Source organism: Brevibacillus sp. YAE8 (assembly GCF_057543335.1).
The window spans coordinates 39,084-54,502 of sequence record NZ_BAAIYG010000005.1 but is presented as its reverse complement, the minus strand read 5'-3'; the positions used below and the strand labels follow the sequence as shown (position 1 = coordinate 54,502).

Sequence of the window (15,419 nt, the reverse complement as noted above, 5' to 3'; positions counted from 1 at the left end):
TTGCTTGCCAAAAAAGCAGGCCGCATAACTTCGCTGGAAAGGAGTGGAGTAGGATGAGCGAGAAAAAAGGAGTGCTTCGTCTGTTGGAAATCGCAGACGAAAAACGCAGCCTGCTGGTTGTCTCGGGGATTTTGTCGTCCTTGAGCGCGATCTGCATGCTGATTCCTTACGCATCCGTCTATTTTATTTTGCAGGAGCTATTGCTCCATGCCTCGGCTCCGGCGAATGCCGACGGGGCGTACATGGTCCGCTGGGGAGTGATCGCGCTGGCCGGACTGGTCGGCAGTCTCATTCTGATGTACGCAGGCGGGATGGTTTCGCATATCGCTGCTTTTCGCATTTTGTACGGCTTGCGCGTCAAGCTGGCTTCGCATATTGGCCGACTGCCGCTGGGCTGGCTGAACGGAACGTCGACGGGGGCCGTGAAAAAGACGCTGGAGCAAAACGTGGAAAAAGTAGAGACGTTTGTCGCGCACCAATTGCCCGATCTGGTGCAGGTGATCGTGACGACGGTTGTGATGATCGGCGTCATGTTGTACCTGAATGTGTGGCTGGCGCTCGCCTGCGTAGTGCCAATCGTCCTCGCGCTGCTGGTGCAGGTCCTGTCGTTTGCCAGTACGAGAACAAAAGAAAATGTCAGGAAGTACTACGACTCGCTGGAGCGGATGAACGGCTCGGCCGTCCAGTACGTGCGTGGCATGCCGGCGATTAAAGTGTTCGGGCAAACCGTTCACTCTTTTCGGCGCTTTTACGCGGACATGATTGCGTATCGAGACTACTGTGTCAAGCATACGAACGATTTTCAAACCGGCTATTTGACGTTCAAGGTGATTTTGGGCTCGTTCGCCGCCTTCATTTTGCCTGTGGGCGTGTTTTTGTTGAGCCGCGACCCGCAAAACGTCGCTTTTGCGTCTGTCCTGCTCTTTTTCCTCGTCATGGCGCCTGGCATTTCCGCGCCGATGTTCAAGATCATGTTTTTGACCTCGACCTTGCGCGACATTGGCGAAGGGGTGGAGCGGATGGATCGGATTTTCGCCGAGCCGCCTGTCGCCGAGCCGCTTGCTTCCAGGCAGCCCGAGCATTTTGATGTGCAGTTTGACGACGTCTCGTTTGCTTACTCCACGGAGGGCGAGGCAGGCAAAGAAGCTCTTTCCCGCGTGTCCTTTCTCGCTCGCCACGGGCAGGTGACGGCGCTCGTCGGTCCGTCCGGGGCAGGCAAGTCTACGGTGGCGAACCTCATTCCGCGCTTTTGGGATGTGCAGGAAGGGGCAATCCGCATCGGCGGCGTAGACATTCGGGAAATGTCCAGCTCTGATTTGATGAATACCGTCGCGTTTGTGTTCCAGGAGACGTTTTTGTTTTACGACACGGTGTACAACAACATCGCGGTCGGGATGCCGGACGCGGCGCCCGAGGCGGTCTATGCCGCAGCCAAGGCCGCGCAGTGCCACGCGTTTATTCAAAAGCTCCCGCAAGGCTACGACACGCTGATCGGGGAAGACGGCGTCTATTTGTCGGGAGGAGAGGAGCAGCGCGTGGCGGTAGCCCGGGCGATTTTGAAAAACGCTCCGATTCTCGTGCTCGATGAAGCGACCGCTTTTGCCGACCCGGAAAACGAGTACGAAATGCAGTTGGCGCTGGCCGAGCTGGTAAAAGGCAAAACCGTCATCGTCATTGCGCACCGTCTGTCGACGATCCGCGAGGCCGACCAGATTTTGGTCATGCAAAAAGGCAAGGTCGTCGAGCAAGGACGGCACGAAGCGCTGCTTCAGGCAAACGGCTTGTACGCGCGGATGTGGGCGGCGTACACAGATGCCCAGAACTGGCAGATCGGGAAACAGAGAGGGAGGGTGGATACCGATGAGCATGCTCAGCAATATTACAGCCGGTAAACCGCGGGCGCTGCTAAAGCCGGTTATCTATACGACGCTGGCCAACCTCGCAAGCATTGTGCCGTTTGCCTTGCTGGTCGAGGCGACGCGCCTGGTTTTCGAGCCGTTTGTCCATCCGGACGCGCCGCTTGACACGACGAGGCAATGGTGGGTATGCGTTTGGCTCGTCGTCTCGCTATTGCTTTTGTTTGCGGCGGAGATGCCCGCTTACCGCACGCAGTTTCGCGGTGCCTACAGCGTGGCGGCAGAAGGGCGGGCCAGGCTCGCCGAGCATTTGCGCAAGCTGTCGCTCGGCTATTTGAACAAACGCGACCCGGGCGATTTGGCGAACATGATGATGGGCGATTTCACGATGGTCGAGCACGGGATTTCCCACCTCGTGCCGCAAATGATCGGGGCGCTGCTCATGCCTGTCATCGCCATTACCGGGCTGTCCTTTATCGACTGGCGCATGGCGCTGGCCTTGTTTGCTGCCTTTCCAGTCGCGATCCTGCTCGTGCTCGCGACGTCCGGGCTGCAGCGAAAGCTGGGCGCCCAGCATATGCGGGCCAAAATCGACGCAGCCAACCGCTTGCAGGAATATTTGAACGGCATCCGCGTCATCAAGGCGTACAACTTGACGGGTGAGCGCTTCGTGCGGCTGGAGCGGTCGTTTCGCGAGTTCATGCGGCAAAGCATTCGCATCGAAGGCTTGCTCGGCCCGATTGTGCTCTGTGCTATCGCCTTCATCCGGGCCGGACTCACGCTCATGGTCATGACAGGAGTGTACTTGCTGGTGGGAGGCAGCCTCGACCTGATTACATTCGTCCTATTCCTTCTGGTCGGCACGCGCATTTTCGACCCGTTGACTACCGCGCTTGTCAACTATGCCGAATTTCGTTACCACGAGCAGGCCGGGGAGCGGATTGTGCAACTGCTGGCGGAGCCGATCATGCCAGGCGAGCTGCAGCCGCCGGAGGAAAACGACGTGACGCTCGAACGTGTCTCGTTCGGGTACAACGAAAACATGGCGCTGAACAACGTCAGCATGCGCATGCCAAACGGCTCGTTTACAGCTTTGGTCGGGCCGTCCGGCAGCGGAAAAAGCACGGTGCTGCGCCTGATCGCCCGCTTTTACGATCCGACTGAGGGCCAGGTGCTGCTGGGGCAAAAGCCGCTGGCGAGCATGGACCCGGAGGCGCTCCTGTCCCGCATATCCATGGTGTTTCAGGACGTCTATTTGTTCCAGGACACGATTGCCAACAACATTCGCTTCGGAAAAAGGGACGCGACGCAGGAGGAGATCGAAGCGGCGGCCAGGCAAGCGTGCTGCCACGACTTCATCATGCAGCTTCCGAACGGCTACGAGACGATGGTAGGCGAGGGCGGCAGCACGCTGTCCGGCGGGGAAAAGCAGCGAATTTCCATCGCGCGGGCGATTCTGAAAAATGCGCCAATCGTCCTGCTGGATGAGGCGACTGCCTCGCTCGATCCGGAAAACGAAGCGCAGATTCAAAAAGCGATTGATACGCTGATTGAGGGCCGAACCGTGATTGCGATTGCGCATCGGCTGAAAACGATTCGTCACGCCGACAACATCTACGTGCTGGACAAAGGCCGCGTCGTCGAAGCGGGGACGCACGACGAGCTGGTTGAGCGGCAAGGTCTGTATGCCAGGTTGTGGCGGCTGCAGCAGGAGTCGAGCGGCTGGCGCATTTCTTCCTGAACGGGAAAAGACAAAACCCGCCTGGCACACGTCGTCCAGGCGGGTTTTTCTCGGGCGCCAAAAAGCGAGGCGCAGCCGCGTTTTCTAATGCGCGGGCTGATCGTCAATGACAATCTGCACGCGGGTGCCGTCCGGGTAATCCTCAAGCTGGTTGGCAATCCACGAGCCTGCTCCGCGGTTGTCGGAAGGGGAGACGTAAGCGATATCGGCGCCCTTGCCGCCTTCCTTGCACATCGCCATCGGCCACTCGTCCCGATCGTAGCCGCGCTTCGTCGGAATGCCGGAAAGCGATTCCTCGCGATGCTTGTCCGCCGCTTTGCGGTCGATGGTACAGACGGCAGGCTGGCCTTTTTCGATGGCGGAGCGAATGTGCTGCGCCGTCTCGGGATACCGTTCGCGGGGAAAATGCAAAATGACATCCGCCTGCGTCGCAGCGCTGTCGGTCGGGACGCCCTGCTGCTCGGCAAACAGGCCGAAGTAGCCGAGGCCGAGCAAAAACGCGAGGATGAATAAAATGCGTTTGACTTTCACGGTTTCTCTCCTTCATCCATTTATGTACGCGCCAAAAAGGGCAGTTGATCTCACGGGCGATAACCGTGGAGATCGACTGCCCTTTGGTTCATTATACCAATGGCTGGTCAGCGTGCTAAGTAAAAACTTTGCGAATCAACAGCCCCGTGCTTTTTGCCAGGAGCCGGGGCTACGCGCGGCTCTGCTTTGCGTTTGCCGCAGAAAACAGTCTGGTCATGCACAGCCAGGCGATCAGCGGTCCTGTGCCGATGGCGAATACGAGCCAGTTCAGCGTGAGCGCAGAGACGCTGAACGAGGTAACCAACAAAAACAGCGAGATTCCCAGCAGCCTGCCGACATCGAGCGCGAACTCGCGCAGGACGACGTATTCGACCCGGTTGCGCGCACTTTGTTCATTGGTGCCGATCAAGTCAAAGACAGTCGAGATCATCGGCATCGAAAACAGCGGGTAGGCGATCGAGACGGCGATTCCGAAAGCGAGCAGCGTCACATAGCTCACCTGCCAGAAAAATAGGAGCAAGATGCCGGACATCACGATCGCTCCGATGAGCATGCCCCATTTGCGGTAGCGCGGAGCGTACCATTTGGCCGCAGCATAGTAGCTGCACAGCCCGACCGCCGATGTAATCAGCCAGAAGTTGCCGAGCGTCATCTCGCTTTTGGTGGCAATGTACACGAACAGCCCGATGATGAAGCCGAACACGCCCTCGCGCATCCCTTGCGCGGCCAGCGCGGCGGCAGCCCAGCGCCACTCCGGCTGCTCGCGCAGACAGCGAAAGGAGAAGCCCCAGGCGTACATTCCTTCCGATTGGCGCTTTTTCAGAAAAAAGCTGATGATGCCGCCGACGACAAACAAAGCGAGCGAGAGAGCGAAGATCAGGCGGTAGCCACTGCTGCCAGGCAGCCGGGAAATGAGCCAGCCCGACAGCCACGGAGCAAGCATGCCGCCGACAGAAGCGAGCAAGCCTGCCCAGCCGTTGAAACGGTCGCGGTTGTCCGGTCCGGTAATCTCGAAGTAGACGACATTGAAGGCAAGCCAAAAAAAGCCGACCGCCATCCCTTGCACCAGCCCGAGCGGGACAGCGTACGAGACGGCCAAAGGACCTGCCAGCAGCACGAGCACGTAAAAAAGCGCCGAGCCTGCCATCCCTGCCCGCAAGATGTTCATTTTGTTGAACCGTTTGACATAGGCGCCCGCGATCCAAAAGGTCAGGGCGCCAGCCAGATGGGTAGCAAATGTGAACCAGGCGATAGGGGCAAACTGGCTTTTTACCTTCCATAAATAGACGTTCACGAACGTGCCGGAGAGCGAGCCTGCGGCGATGAACAGTCCGTTCACCAGCAGCAGGAGCCGGGCCTGGCTGTCCAGCTCCCCCGGCTTGTGCTGCTCGGGAGAAGCGGCGCCCGCCGATTTCGCAAAGCTGTTGTTCTGCGGCTGGAAAAGAGCAGAAAGGCGGTTCTTCGTTTTTTGCTGCATACGATCACCCCGCTTCGTTAGTGGGCCATGAACATAACGTGCCCCACCTGGCAAGCTTTCAACAGGATGCAAAGCAAGTACCAGGTTTTTCTTGATTTAGAAAACGCTTTCAGCTATTGGCGGCCCAGGAAGCAGAAAGCCGAAGTTTTTTTCAGAATAGGAAGGAAAAAGGTGATTGGCAAACAAATAAGGAGAGGGATAGCGAAGGATCGCAATTCACAAGGGGGAACCAACATGGCGACGACCATTTTCAAAAACGGCCGCATCTACACGGGAGATTCGAGACATTTGTTTGTGGAGGCTGTTGTCGTGCGGGACGGGCTGGTCCACGATCTGGGCAGCGACGCGGACATGCTGCTGCAATACGGGCGAAGCGATGCGCAGGTGATTGACTTGCATGGCTGCACGGCAACGCCGGGTCTGATTGACAGTCACCTGCATCTCGGCTGGCTCGGACTGACCTTTTTGCAGCTAGATTTGCGGACAGCGCGCTCCAAGGACGAGATGTTGTCCCTCATCAGACAAAAGGCGGAGCAAACTGCCGCGAACGAATGGGTACAAGGCTTTGGCTGGGATGAGAACCTGTTTGTCGACGGCGGCGGCATCCCGACGATCGAGGAGCTGGACGCAGTAGCGCCGCATTGCCCGATTTTCTTGCCGCGCATTTGTGGACATGCGAACCTGGTCAATTCCCGGGCATTGGAGCTGTGCGGCTACCACCCGGACATCGAGGTTCCGGCCGGGGGCGTGATCGTGCGCGATTCGGCCACAGGAAAACCGACAGGCATGCTCTTGGAGACGGCGTCCAACCTGATTACGAAGCACATCCCCAAGCCTGGCTACGAGACGCTGAAAAACAGCTTGCGCAGCTCGATTCGCTACGCGATGGAGCACGGCCTGACAGGGGCGCATACCGAAGACTTGCGCGAGCTGAACGGGCTGGCGCAAACGTACCGGCTGTACGACGAGCTGGTCAACGGGGAGGGGCTTGGACTGCGCAGCCATTTGCTGGTCTACTACCCGCACATGCACGAACTGCGTGATTTGAACATGACGGCAGGCTCCGGCAATAGCCACGTGCAGATTGGCGCGGTGAAAATTTTTGCGGACGGGGCATTGGGCCGCAGAACCGCTTACTTGTCCGCGCCGTATGCGGACGATCCGACGACGAGCGGCTATCCCGTGCACGAGCAGGAGGAGCTGACCGAGCTGGTGCGGCAAGCCCGCGAGCTGGGGATGCCGATTGCCGTACATACGATTGGCGACAAGGCGCTGGAAATGGTACTCGACAGCCTCGACCAGTTCCCGGCTGTAGCCTATCGCGACCGGCTGATTCACACGCAGATTTTGCGCCCGGACTTGCTGGCGCGGCTGAACCATCCTAACCGGATCGCCGACATCCAGCCGCGTTTTCTCGCCGGAGACTTCCCGTGGGTCATCGACCGGGTGGGAGAGGAACGCATCCAGCATTCGTACATCTGGAAAACGATGATGAAACAAGGGATTATATGTGCGGCAGGCTCGGACACGCCAGTCGAGCCGATCAACCCGCTGCTCGGCATCCATGCCGCCGTGACGCGCAAGGCTCCGGGCGAGATGCACGACGGCTATCTCCCGCAGGAAAAGCTGACGATGGAGGAAGCGCTCCATCTGTTTACGCTGGGCGGAGCGCAAGTCACCAACGAAGACCACGTAAAAGGAACGCTGTCGCGCGGCAAATACGCGGACATGACGGTTTACTCCCGCGATTTGTTTGCCATCGACCCGGATGAGCTGCTCGACACAAAGGTCGTGATGACCGTCATCGGCGGCAAGGTCGTCTACAACAAATAGGAAAAACAGGTCGCGCCATCCAAACGACAAGAAAACCGGCTTTCGCATACGGAGCCGGTTTTTTGGACTGTTTTCCCATGCGCCCAATGTTGCGCCAGACGACGCGTCAGGCCGACAGCCTCGTCTGCCGCTTGCTCCGCAGCCATTTGACTACGTCGATTTCGGCAATCAGCACGCTGACTAAGACGAGCGCTGCGCCGATATACCCGCGCACGGTAAGGATTTCGCCCGCGAACAAAAACGCAAACAGGGCGGCGAAGACAGGCTCCAGCGAAAAAATCAGCCCGGTATGCGTCGGCGTCGTATATTTTTGCGCGACAGTCTGGACGACGAAGCCGATCGCGCTGCACAGGACGCTGAGAGCGAGCACGGCGACCCAGCCTTCTGCGGAATGCGGCAGGGCAGGCGATTCGAACAAACAGGAAAACAGCAGGCCGAGCAAGGCAGTAAAACCGAGCTGGTAAATGCCGAGTTGAATCGTGTCCGAAAACGAAGCCCATCTGCCCGTCACGGTGATGTGCGTCGCGTAGCAGAGCGCTCCGGCAATGCACAGCAAATCCCCCTGGCTGATGTGCAACTCGGAACTGAGCGTCAACAGGCCGATCCCGACCATCGCCAGTCCGGCGCCGACAAATACGCGCTTTTCCGGCCGATTGCGCAGCAGGATGGACAGCAGCGGGACGAAGATCACCGTCAGGCTGACCAAAAATCCGGCTTGCGAAGCGGTCGTCGATTTGACGCCGTTTGTGACCGTGGCAAACACGCCGAACAAAATCGTGCCGAGAATAAAGGCGTGGCCGAGCGTCTTGCGACTGGTGCCGCGCAGCCGCCTGTGAAAAATGGCAGCCGCGAGAACGAAGGCAATGCCGAAGCGGATGGCGATCAGGTTGAAGGTTTCCAAATCCTTCAGCCCCATTTGCATGAACAAATAAGAAGATCCCCAAAAAAGGGTAACCAGAAGCATTGCCAGATCGGCTTTTACTTGCGGTTTCATTTCCAGCCTCCTTGCCCGCATGAAACAGGCTAACCATGAAGAAATCGCGTTGCGTCATACTCAGTATAAGAGTATTGTTTGAATAAGAAAAATGAATGTTTATCATGCTTTTCATGAAAGGATTTAATGAAAAAGAAAGGAGGCAAAGCGACGTGAGTCTCGGCAAGTACGAAGTGTTTGTCACCGTCATCGAATCGGGGAGTCTGACAAAAGCAGGAGAAATGCTCGGCTTGACGCAGTCCGCCATCAGCCACGCCCTCGCCAGCCTGGAGCGGGAGTTCGGCTTCTCGATCCTGACGCGCGGGCGCTCCGGCATCAGCCTGACGAGCAACGGCGAGCGGCTGCTGCCGTACATGCGGGAAATGTTGCGGGCGCAGGAGCGGATGCAGCAGGAAGTGTACGCGATCAATGGCATGGAGGTGGGGACGGTGCGGATCGGGACGTTCACCAGCGTATCCACGCAATGGCTGCCAGGCATCCTCAAACGGTTTCAGGACTTGTATCCCGCCATCGAGGTCAAGCTGTTCGAAGGCTACTACGACGGAATCGAGAGCTGGATTCAGACGGGCGAAGTGGACATGGGCTTCGTCTCGCTGCCGACGACAGAAGACCTGGAGTCGATTCCGTTGAAAAAAGACCAGCTATACTTGCTCGTCACAGACGAACACCCGCTCTATCAGGAAGAGCGGGTGCATGTGAGCCGCCTGGCCGAAGAAACGTTCATCATGCCGAAAGAAGGCTGCGACAACGACATTCAGCGCTTGCTTGCGCAGTATCAGCTACAGCCGCGCGTCAAGTACGAGGTAGGGGACGACCACGCGATTATCGCCATGGTGCAAAACGGGCTGGGCATCAGCATCCTCCCGGAAATGATCCTGTTTTGCCTGCCGCCCAACATCCGCATGATTCCGCTCGCGGGCGAGCATTACCGTTCGCTCGGCGTGGCGGCGACGTCGTTTAGCAAGCAGTCGCCCGCAGCCAAACGCTTTTTGCAAGTCGTGACCGAGTGGGTGCGCGAGCAAGGGTAGAAAGACGCGGGTCACGACGACAAATCCCGCTCGGCAGGGACGGAGGCGGGCGTTTTCCGCCAAAACGGCACGTACAAAAGCGAAAAGAGCGCGACAGCAACCCCTTCCAGCGAGAGGATGTACCACGGATACGGCCCCAAAAAGTCGATGAGGCTCGGATTGTCCGGCTTGCGCGAGACGAAGAGATAGTTGCCGCCTGTCCAGGCGTTCGCGACGAGCGCCACAACCAGAAGCGCGTTGAGAAACCCCATCGTTTTCAGCACGGAGCGAAAAGTCGGGCGACAGCCTTCCACCCACGTCATGTACAGGCAGGCGAGAATAATCCCGGCATGGGCGACAAAAAAATGCACAAAGCGAAAGTGCGGGAACGGATAAAACAACTCGGGCGTAAGCAGTGCCTGGGCTGCGCCGCCGATCCCGGCAAAAAAAGCGATCTCGTACACGCGATAGCTTCTGGCAAGCAGCATGATGACAGACAGCAGGAGCGTGACGCTGCACAGTTGCAAAGGCAGCGTATAGGCAGCCGACCAGCTATCCGTCAGCACATGCCAGAGTTGAAAAGCCACCTCGGACAAGAGCAGCACGCCAGCCAAAGCAAACCGAAAGGCGCGCTTGGCCGCAGGTGCTTGCAACTGGCGGCGAAACAGGTACAAAAGCAGCAGCAGGCCAAGGGTAACCGCGAGAGCCAGCAGGTGCGGGAGCGAGAAAAGCTGAAAAGGCTCCCCGGAAATGGTCAACGAAAAAGAAGGCGAGTTCATCTGATCCTCCCTGGGGGATGTTTGTTCGGCGCAAGCTGTAGGGGCCTGGCGGAAAGGCTTTCGCAAGCTTCTATGTATAATTGAGAGAATTCACGAAATTTTAACACAAGCTTGCTTGGCGGATATCAATCATCGGTTATAATGTAACTAGACTAACGTACATCATTGAGAGGAGATATAGTCTTGAACTTGGTGCTCACGGAAAAACAGTGCAAATCTTGCCAGGCTCGCTTGACAGATTACGAGATCGAGAACAATGGTGCCCTTTGCATGGATTGCTACAAGGAAGAACAAAGCGAGCAAAAGTAGCAGCACGACGCAAGTCAGCATGTTGCCACACACTATAGATAGAAGTCTGACGCATCATGACCCTCTCCAAGCGAGAGGGTTATGATTTTTCGAAAAAACCATTGGAGTCATCGCCCCAATGGTTTTTTTCGTGGCCAAAAAAGCTACGCTTCCCAAACCGATGCGGAATCTTTGCCCCTAATGGTATGCTGCGGGCTGCCAAAGCCGTGCAAAGTCGTATTGTGATGGGCGATGATGTCGGCTGCCTTGAGGGCGGGGGAGTCTACGGTGGAGTGGCAATCGCTGACGAGTGTCACATCGTAGTTCAAAGAAATGGCGCTTCTGCACGTCGTATCCACACAGTAGTCGGTTTGAAAGCCAACGACGATCAGCTTTTCAATGGACATCGATTGGAGCTTGTCGTGCAGGCCTGTTTCGTAGAAAGAGTCTGGCGCTGTTTTGTGAACCACCGGATCGGTTTCTTCCGGCTTGATGGAAGCGGGAATTTCCCAGCCTGGCGATCCGAAAACCAGTTCCTCCGCTTCATGATGCTGCACGTAGATAACGGGAAGTTCGCGTTCTCTCGCCTCCGCGATCAGGCGTTTGATCCGCTCGACGATTTGTTGTCCCTGGTAGCAGTGTTCTACGAGCAAGTTTTGTACATCGACGACGAGCAAGGCAGTTTTCTTCATCCGACAGTCATCCTCCCCACGTATCATGAATCTCTCTCATTATAACGGACAGGCATGAACATGGAAGAGAGGGAATGAAAAAACTGGAAAAAATCTCGCGTCGGCGAAGCGTCTATTCCTCTGGCAACGGAATGATTAGCTCCATCCGGCGGCTGCCGTCCTTCGCGCTCACTTCAAACAGGATCAGCATGAGCGTGCTGTTCGGTTCGGCTTTTTTCACCTTCACGGTTTGCGTGAAGTCGCCCCATTCCGGAGCTCCGGCAGAGGTTTGGAAAAAGCCTTGCGTCAGCTCGTTGTGCCCGTCTTCCACGACGTAGTTGACGACGGCTTCGAACACTTGCGCCTGCCCTTTTACTTCAAATGTATCCTCCCCTGTTTTTTTCACGGTGACATTGCGAAAAATATCATTGGCATAGACGGTTTCTTTCGTTTCCGGCTGCTCGGCAGGCGGCTGTTCTGCCGGAGTCTGCGGCTGGGCAGGGGCTGGCGTTTCCGGCTGCGTGACAGGCGGATTTTCCTGCGCAGGCGGAGCGCTCGTGCAGCCTTGCAACAGACCGACTGTCAACAAGACGAAAAGAAGCTTTTTCATAGTATCCCTCGATTCTGTCGAGATTGTGGGTGGAGCTGTTCACTTGGTAAGACGTAAAAAAGCCGTACGGTGTTACAAACTACTGGTCATACCACTTCGAATCTGTGCTAAAATGGGGAGGTAGCAGTAACCACTATTCCTAGAAAGCTGGTCTGATAAGAATGGTACAACAAACATTTCGCACGGAAAAAGACTTTCTCGGTGAAAAGGAAATTCCCGTAGATGCCTACTATGGCGTGCAAACGATGCGGGCGACAGAAAACTTCCCGATTACCGGGTATCGTCTTCATTCTTCCCTGATTATCGCAATGGCAATGGTCAAAAAAGCGGCGGCCCTTGCGAACATGGAGGTTTCCCGTCTGAATCCGCGACTCGGCAATGCGATTGTGGCAGCCGCGCAGGAGATCATTGACGGAAAATGGCACGATCAATTCATCGTGGACCCCATTCAGGGCGGTGCGGGAACATCCATTAACATGAATGCGAACGAAGTGATCGCCAACCGCGGTCTGGAGCTTATCGGAGAGAAAAAAGGAGATTACTTCCATCTCAGTCCAAATACACACGTCAACATGTCGCAGTCGACCAACGACGCTTTCCCGACGGCGATCCACATCGCGACGCTCGATTTGCTGGAAAAGTTGCTCGTGACCATGGAGACAATGCATGACGCTTTTGGCCAAAAAGCAAAAGAGTTCGATGACGTCATCAAGATGGGGCGCACGCATTTGCAGGATGCCGTTCCGATCCGTCTCGGCCAGGAGTTCGAAGCGTATCGTCGCGTGCTGGAGCGCGATATCAAGCGGATCAAGCAATCCCGCCAGCACCTGTACGAAGTGAACATGGGGGCGACTGCTGTCGGGACAGGCCTGAACGCCGACCCGCGCTACATTACCACCGTGGTCAAGCATCTGGCGGAAATCAGCGGCTTCCCGCTCGTCGGGGCGGAGCATCTCGTAGACGCTACGCAAAACACGGACGCGTACACAGAAGTATCCGCAGCGCTGAAAGTATGCATGATGAACATGTCCAAAATCGCCAACGACCTGCGTCTGATGGCATCCGGACCGCGTGCGGGACTGGGCGAGATTTCGCTGCCAGCGCGCCAGCCAGGCTCTTCGATCATGCCGGGCAAAGTCAATCCGGTCATGGCAGAGGTCATTAACCAGGTGGCATTCCAGGTAATCGGAAACGACCACACCATTTGCCTCGCTTCCGAAGCAGGTCAACTGGAGCTGAACGTAATGGAGCCGGTGCTGGTCTTCAACCTGCTGCAGTCGATCAGCATCATGGACAACGCATTCCGCGCCTTTACGCGCTATTGCCTGGAAGGAATCGAGGCAAACCGCGAGCGGATGAAAGAATACGTAGAAAAAAGCGTAGGCGTCATCACAGCCGTCAACCCGCATCTCGGCTATGAAACGGCTGCCCGCATTGCGCGCGAAGCGATTTTGACCGGAAAATCGGTGCGCGAGCTGTGCTTGCAGTACAACGTCCTGACGGAAGAAGAGCTGGACCTGATTCTCGATCCGTTCGAGATGACTCATCCGGGTATTGCTGGCGCTTCCCTGTTGGATCGCGAATAATCGTAAAACGGAATGTGTGCAAAAACTCCCGCCCTTGTCTGAAACTGACGAGGCAGCGGGAGTTTTTTTGTACAGATTAAGAATGGATAAGATTGTTGTCCAGTATAAAGGCAACTAAAGCTGCGCCAATCGCTTGGCACAGCCAAGTTTTCTAGTCGACACACAATTGTTTCGCGGGAGAGCTTGCGACCCGCCCTTTGTCAAAGCTTACGGAGTGCCAGCCTGCTTTTGCGGCAACTGGTCCAGGCTTTTAAATTCGTAGCCGCGCTTGCGGGCCTCGTCGATGATGGACCCGAGCGCATCTGCGTTGTCCTTGGAAACAGAGTGCAAGAGAATCACGGCTCCCGGATGCAACTGGCTCATGACGCTGTCAAATGCGTACTTCGCCCCGCGCTGCACTTTTGTATCCCAGTCCTTGTAGGCGATCGACCAAAATACGTTCGTATAGCCCAGCTCCTTGCTGACGGCGAGTGTGCGGTCGCTGAAAATGCCTCTGGGCGGACGCAGGTAACGCATGTTCGCCTGTCCGGTCACTTTGGCGACTGCCTCGCTGACCCGTGTCAGCTCCTCCTTGATTTTTTCGTTGGACACGGTCGTCATGTCCGGATGGCTCCAGGAGTGGTTGCCGATGAGATGGCCTTCTTGCGTCATCCGCTTCAACAGTTCAGGCTGTTCCTTGACGTAATGGCCCGTCACAAAAAAAATCGCGGGCACTTTTTTCGCTTGCAGCGTGTCCAGGATCGCCGGGGTAAAGCCGTTTTCATACCCGTTGTCAAATGTCAAATACAGCTCTTTTTTCGACGTGTCTCCCAAAAAAACAGCGCCGTGCCGATCTACAATGCTTTTGAAGCCTTCTTCGTTGATCGAAGGAAGCTGTCCATTCTTGCTTTTTTTGAAGCCGAAATGGTATGGATGGTCCTGATGGGCGACAGCCGCATGCAGCGGCAGGGTGAACGCCAAAAGCAGAATGGCGCCAACGTGAAGCAGCTTTTTGTAGCGTGGTTTCATCATTCTGGCACTCCTTTCCTATCCCAAGTCATGACGGTAGCACGGACGTTTCCATCCAAAGTTTGTCCAGTCCCCATGCAAATATGTAACGAGCAGGGCGGGAAACGGGGACGGCAAGTTGGGTAAAACTTGCGCGGCGGAAAGGGACAGTGAACCATGCCAGGCAAAAGACGTTTGTCATATAGTATCAATGTCGACGGAAAAGCCGCTGACGACAGGCATGTCATCATCCGTTACCAGGAGGTGTAGTCATGGATTGGTTGAGGTATTTGCGTGACGCTGTTGGTGAGGACGAATATATTGAAGAGATCGAAGTCAAGGTAGAGTACGAGGACGGCACCAAGAAAAAGTGGATCTTCTCCAAAAATCAGGACCCGGTCCTGGAAGACGACGACGATGAAGAGGACGAAGACTGATTTCTTGCTAAATACGAAAAAAAGATACGCTCGCCAAGGAGGCCACTGAAGAACTTAGGTTTTGCCGGTGATCTGAGATTTTTGTAAAAAAATAAGCGACACCTGTTCCGTTTTTCCTGGCAGGTGTCGCTTTTTTGTTACTGCATTTCCCTTTTTTTAGTCCGCCAATTTCAGTATACGCTTGAGATTAACCGCGAATATCGCCATAGCGCCTTGCAGCTCCATACCTAACAAGCCCGAGGATGTAGCTACATCATACCCGTGCCTATGCTTGAGTTCGCTATTCTTGGCTTCAATTCACGTTCATGCCCGCTGCCTTGCTTTTCTCAATGAGTGCCTGGAGTTGCTTGCCGTCGCTTTTTTCTCCTGTCGTAACCACGGCCGCCGTATGATCCGTTCCTCGGTCAAGGCGAGATGTGTCTTGTATCCAAAGAACGAGGAATCCGCACTTTTGTGGCCAACTCGCGCGTCCTGATCTTCTGAAATTCGCAATTGCTCCACGTCATCTTCGACGGTTTCTTGGAGCAGATTCAACGGCTCCGTAATTTTAGGCAACTGGGCGATGCCAAGCCGTGTCTGTGTGACAGTGGCCTCTCGCCAAGGCGTATCTTTTTGCTTTCCA

Annotated in this window: 13 protein-coding genes and 1 pseudogene; 6 read left to right on the top strand and 8 right to left on the bottom strand. The window is 56.0% G+C overall.

The features are described from left to right. The first annotated feature begins 53 nt into the window (after positions 1 to 53). Together AC27IT_RS09795 and AC27IT_RS09790 are read left to right on the top strand one after the other, a co-directional pair. Positions 54 to 1,892, top strand: coding sequence for an ABC transporter ATP-binding protein (locus tag AC27IT_RS09795; RefSeq protein WP_429781869.1), 1,839 nt, complete (start codon positions 54 to 56; stop codon positions 1,890 to 1,892). Further along, positions 1,861 to 3,597, top strand: a complete 1,737-nt coding sequence (locus AC27IT_RS09790) for an ABC transporter ATP-binding protein (protein ID WP_487091760.1) — start codon at positions 1,861 to 1,863, stop codon at positions 3,595 to 3,597. The genes AC27IT_RS09795 and AC27IT_RS09790 overlap by 32 nt, the downstream gene beginning before the upstream one ends. An 84-nt stretch (positions 3,598 to 3,681) precedes the next feature. Here AC27IT_RS09790 and AC27IT_RS09785 read toward each other — a convergent pair whose 3' ends face one another. Continuing rightward, complete coding sequence (locus AC27IT_RS09785; RefSeq protein ID WP_007779117.1) at positions 3,682 to 4,128, bottom strand: NucA/NucB deoxyribonuclease domain-containing protein; 447 nt, start codon at positions 4,126 to 4,128, stop codon at positions 3,682 to 3,684. Positions 4,129 to 4,297: 169 nt separating this feature from the next. After that, the gene (locus AC27IT_RS09780; RefSeq protein WP_283857907.1) at positions 4,298 to 5,605 is read right to left on the bottom strand and encodes an MFS transporter; all 1,308 of its coding nucleotides are present in this window, start codon (positions 5,603 to 5,605) and stop codon (positions 4,298 to 4,300) included. 234 nt (positions 5,606 to 5,839) lie between these two features. Between AC27IT_RS09780 and AC27IT_RS09775 the strand changes: the two genes are divergently transcribed. Next, positions 5,840 to 7,438 (top strand): amidohydrolase, encoded by a 1,599-nt coding sequence (locus AC27IT_RS09775; RefSeq protein ID WP_007779109.1) that lies wholly within the window; start codon positions 5,840 to 5,842, stop codon positions 7,436 to 7,438. A gap of 106 nt (positions 7,439 to 7,544) precedes the next feature. Here the strand turns inward: AC27IT_RS09775 and AC27IT_RS09770 are convergent, their stop codons facing one another. Next, entirely contained in the window at positions 7,545 to 8,432 is an 888-nt protein-coding gene (locus AC27IT_RS09770) for a DMT family transporter (protein ID WP_005831071.1), read from the bottom strand. A 152-nt stretch (positions 8,433 to 8,584) separates the two neighbouring features. Here AC27IT_RS09770 and AC27IT_RS09765 point away from each other — a divergent pair, with 152 nt between their 5' ends. Then, positions 8,585 to 9,460: a LysR family transcriptional regulator gene (locus AC27IT_RS09765; protein ID WP_005831073.1), complete on the top strand. Its 876-nt coding sequence runs from the start codon at positions 8,585 to 8,587 to the stop codon at positions 9,458 to 9,460. An 11-nt stretch (positions 9,461 to 9,471) separates the two neighbouring features. Here the strand turns inward: AC27IT_RS09765 and AC27IT_RS09760 are convergent, their stop codons facing one another. The 3 genes from AC27IT_RS09760 to AC27IT_RS09750 all read right to left on the bottom strand — a co-directional run bounded on the left by AC27IT_RS09760 (position 9,472) and on the right by AC27IT_RS09750 (position 11,787). After that, on the bottom strand, positions 9,472 to 10,218 hold the full coding sequence (locus tag AC27IT_RS09760) for a YwaF family protein (protein WP_238501256.1): 747 nt from the start codon (positions 10,216 to 10,218) through the stop codon (positions 9,472 to 9,474). 452 nt (positions 10,219 to 10,670) lie between these two features. Further along, positions 10,671 to 11,198 (bottom strand): cysteine hydrolase family protein, encoded by a 528-nt coding sequence (locus AC27IT_RS09755; RefSeq protein WP_025846230.1) that lies wholly within the window; start codon positions 11,196 to 11,198, stop codon positions 10,671 to 10,673. 112 nt (positions 11,199 to 11,310) lie between these two features. Continuing rightward, the gene (locus AC27IT_RS09750; protein ID WP_122952776.1) at positions 11,311 to 11,787 is read right to left on the bottom strand and encodes a Gmad2 immunoglobulin-like domain-containing protein; all 477 of its coding nucleotides are present in this window, start codon (positions 11,785 to 11,787) and stop codon (positions 11,311 to 11,313) included. Between the two features lie 161 nt (positions 11,788 to 11,948). Between AC27IT_RS09750 and aspA the strand changes: the two genes are divergently transcribed. Beyond that, positions 11,949 to 13,373: an aspartate ammonia-lyase gene (aspA, locus tag AC27IT_RS09745; protein ID WP_007779092.1), complete on the top strand. Its 1,425-nt coding sequence runs from the start codon at positions 11,949 to 11,951 to the stop codon at positions 13,371 to 13,373. Positions 13,374 to 13,580: 207 nt separating this feature from the next. Here the strand turns inward: aspA and pdaA are convergent, their stop codons facing one another. Further along, complete coding sequence (gene pdaA / locus AC27IT_RS09740) at positions 13,581 to 14,381, bottom strand: delta-lactam-biosynthetic de-N-acetylase (protein ID WP_005831081.1); 801 nt, start codon at positions 14,379 to 14,381, stop codon at positions 13,581 to 13,583. A gap of 251 nt (positions 14,382 to 14,632) precedes the next feature. On the opposite strand from pdaA, the gene AC27IT_RS09735 reads away from it, so the two are divergent. Continuing rightward, complete coding sequence (locus AC27IT_RS09735) at positions 14,633 to 14,797, top strand: hypothetical protein (RefSeq protein WP_007779087.1); 165 nt, start codon at positions 14,633 to 14,635, stop codon at positions 14,795 to 14,797. A gap of 156 nt (positions 14,798 to 14,953) precedes the next feature. Here AC27IT_RS09735 and AC27IT_RS09730 read toward each other — a convergent pair. Further along, positions 14,954 to 15,361, bottom strand: a pseudogene (locus AC27IT_RS09730) (hypothetical protein); the annotation flags it as partial. Positions 15,362 to 15,419: the final 58 nt, after the last annotated feature.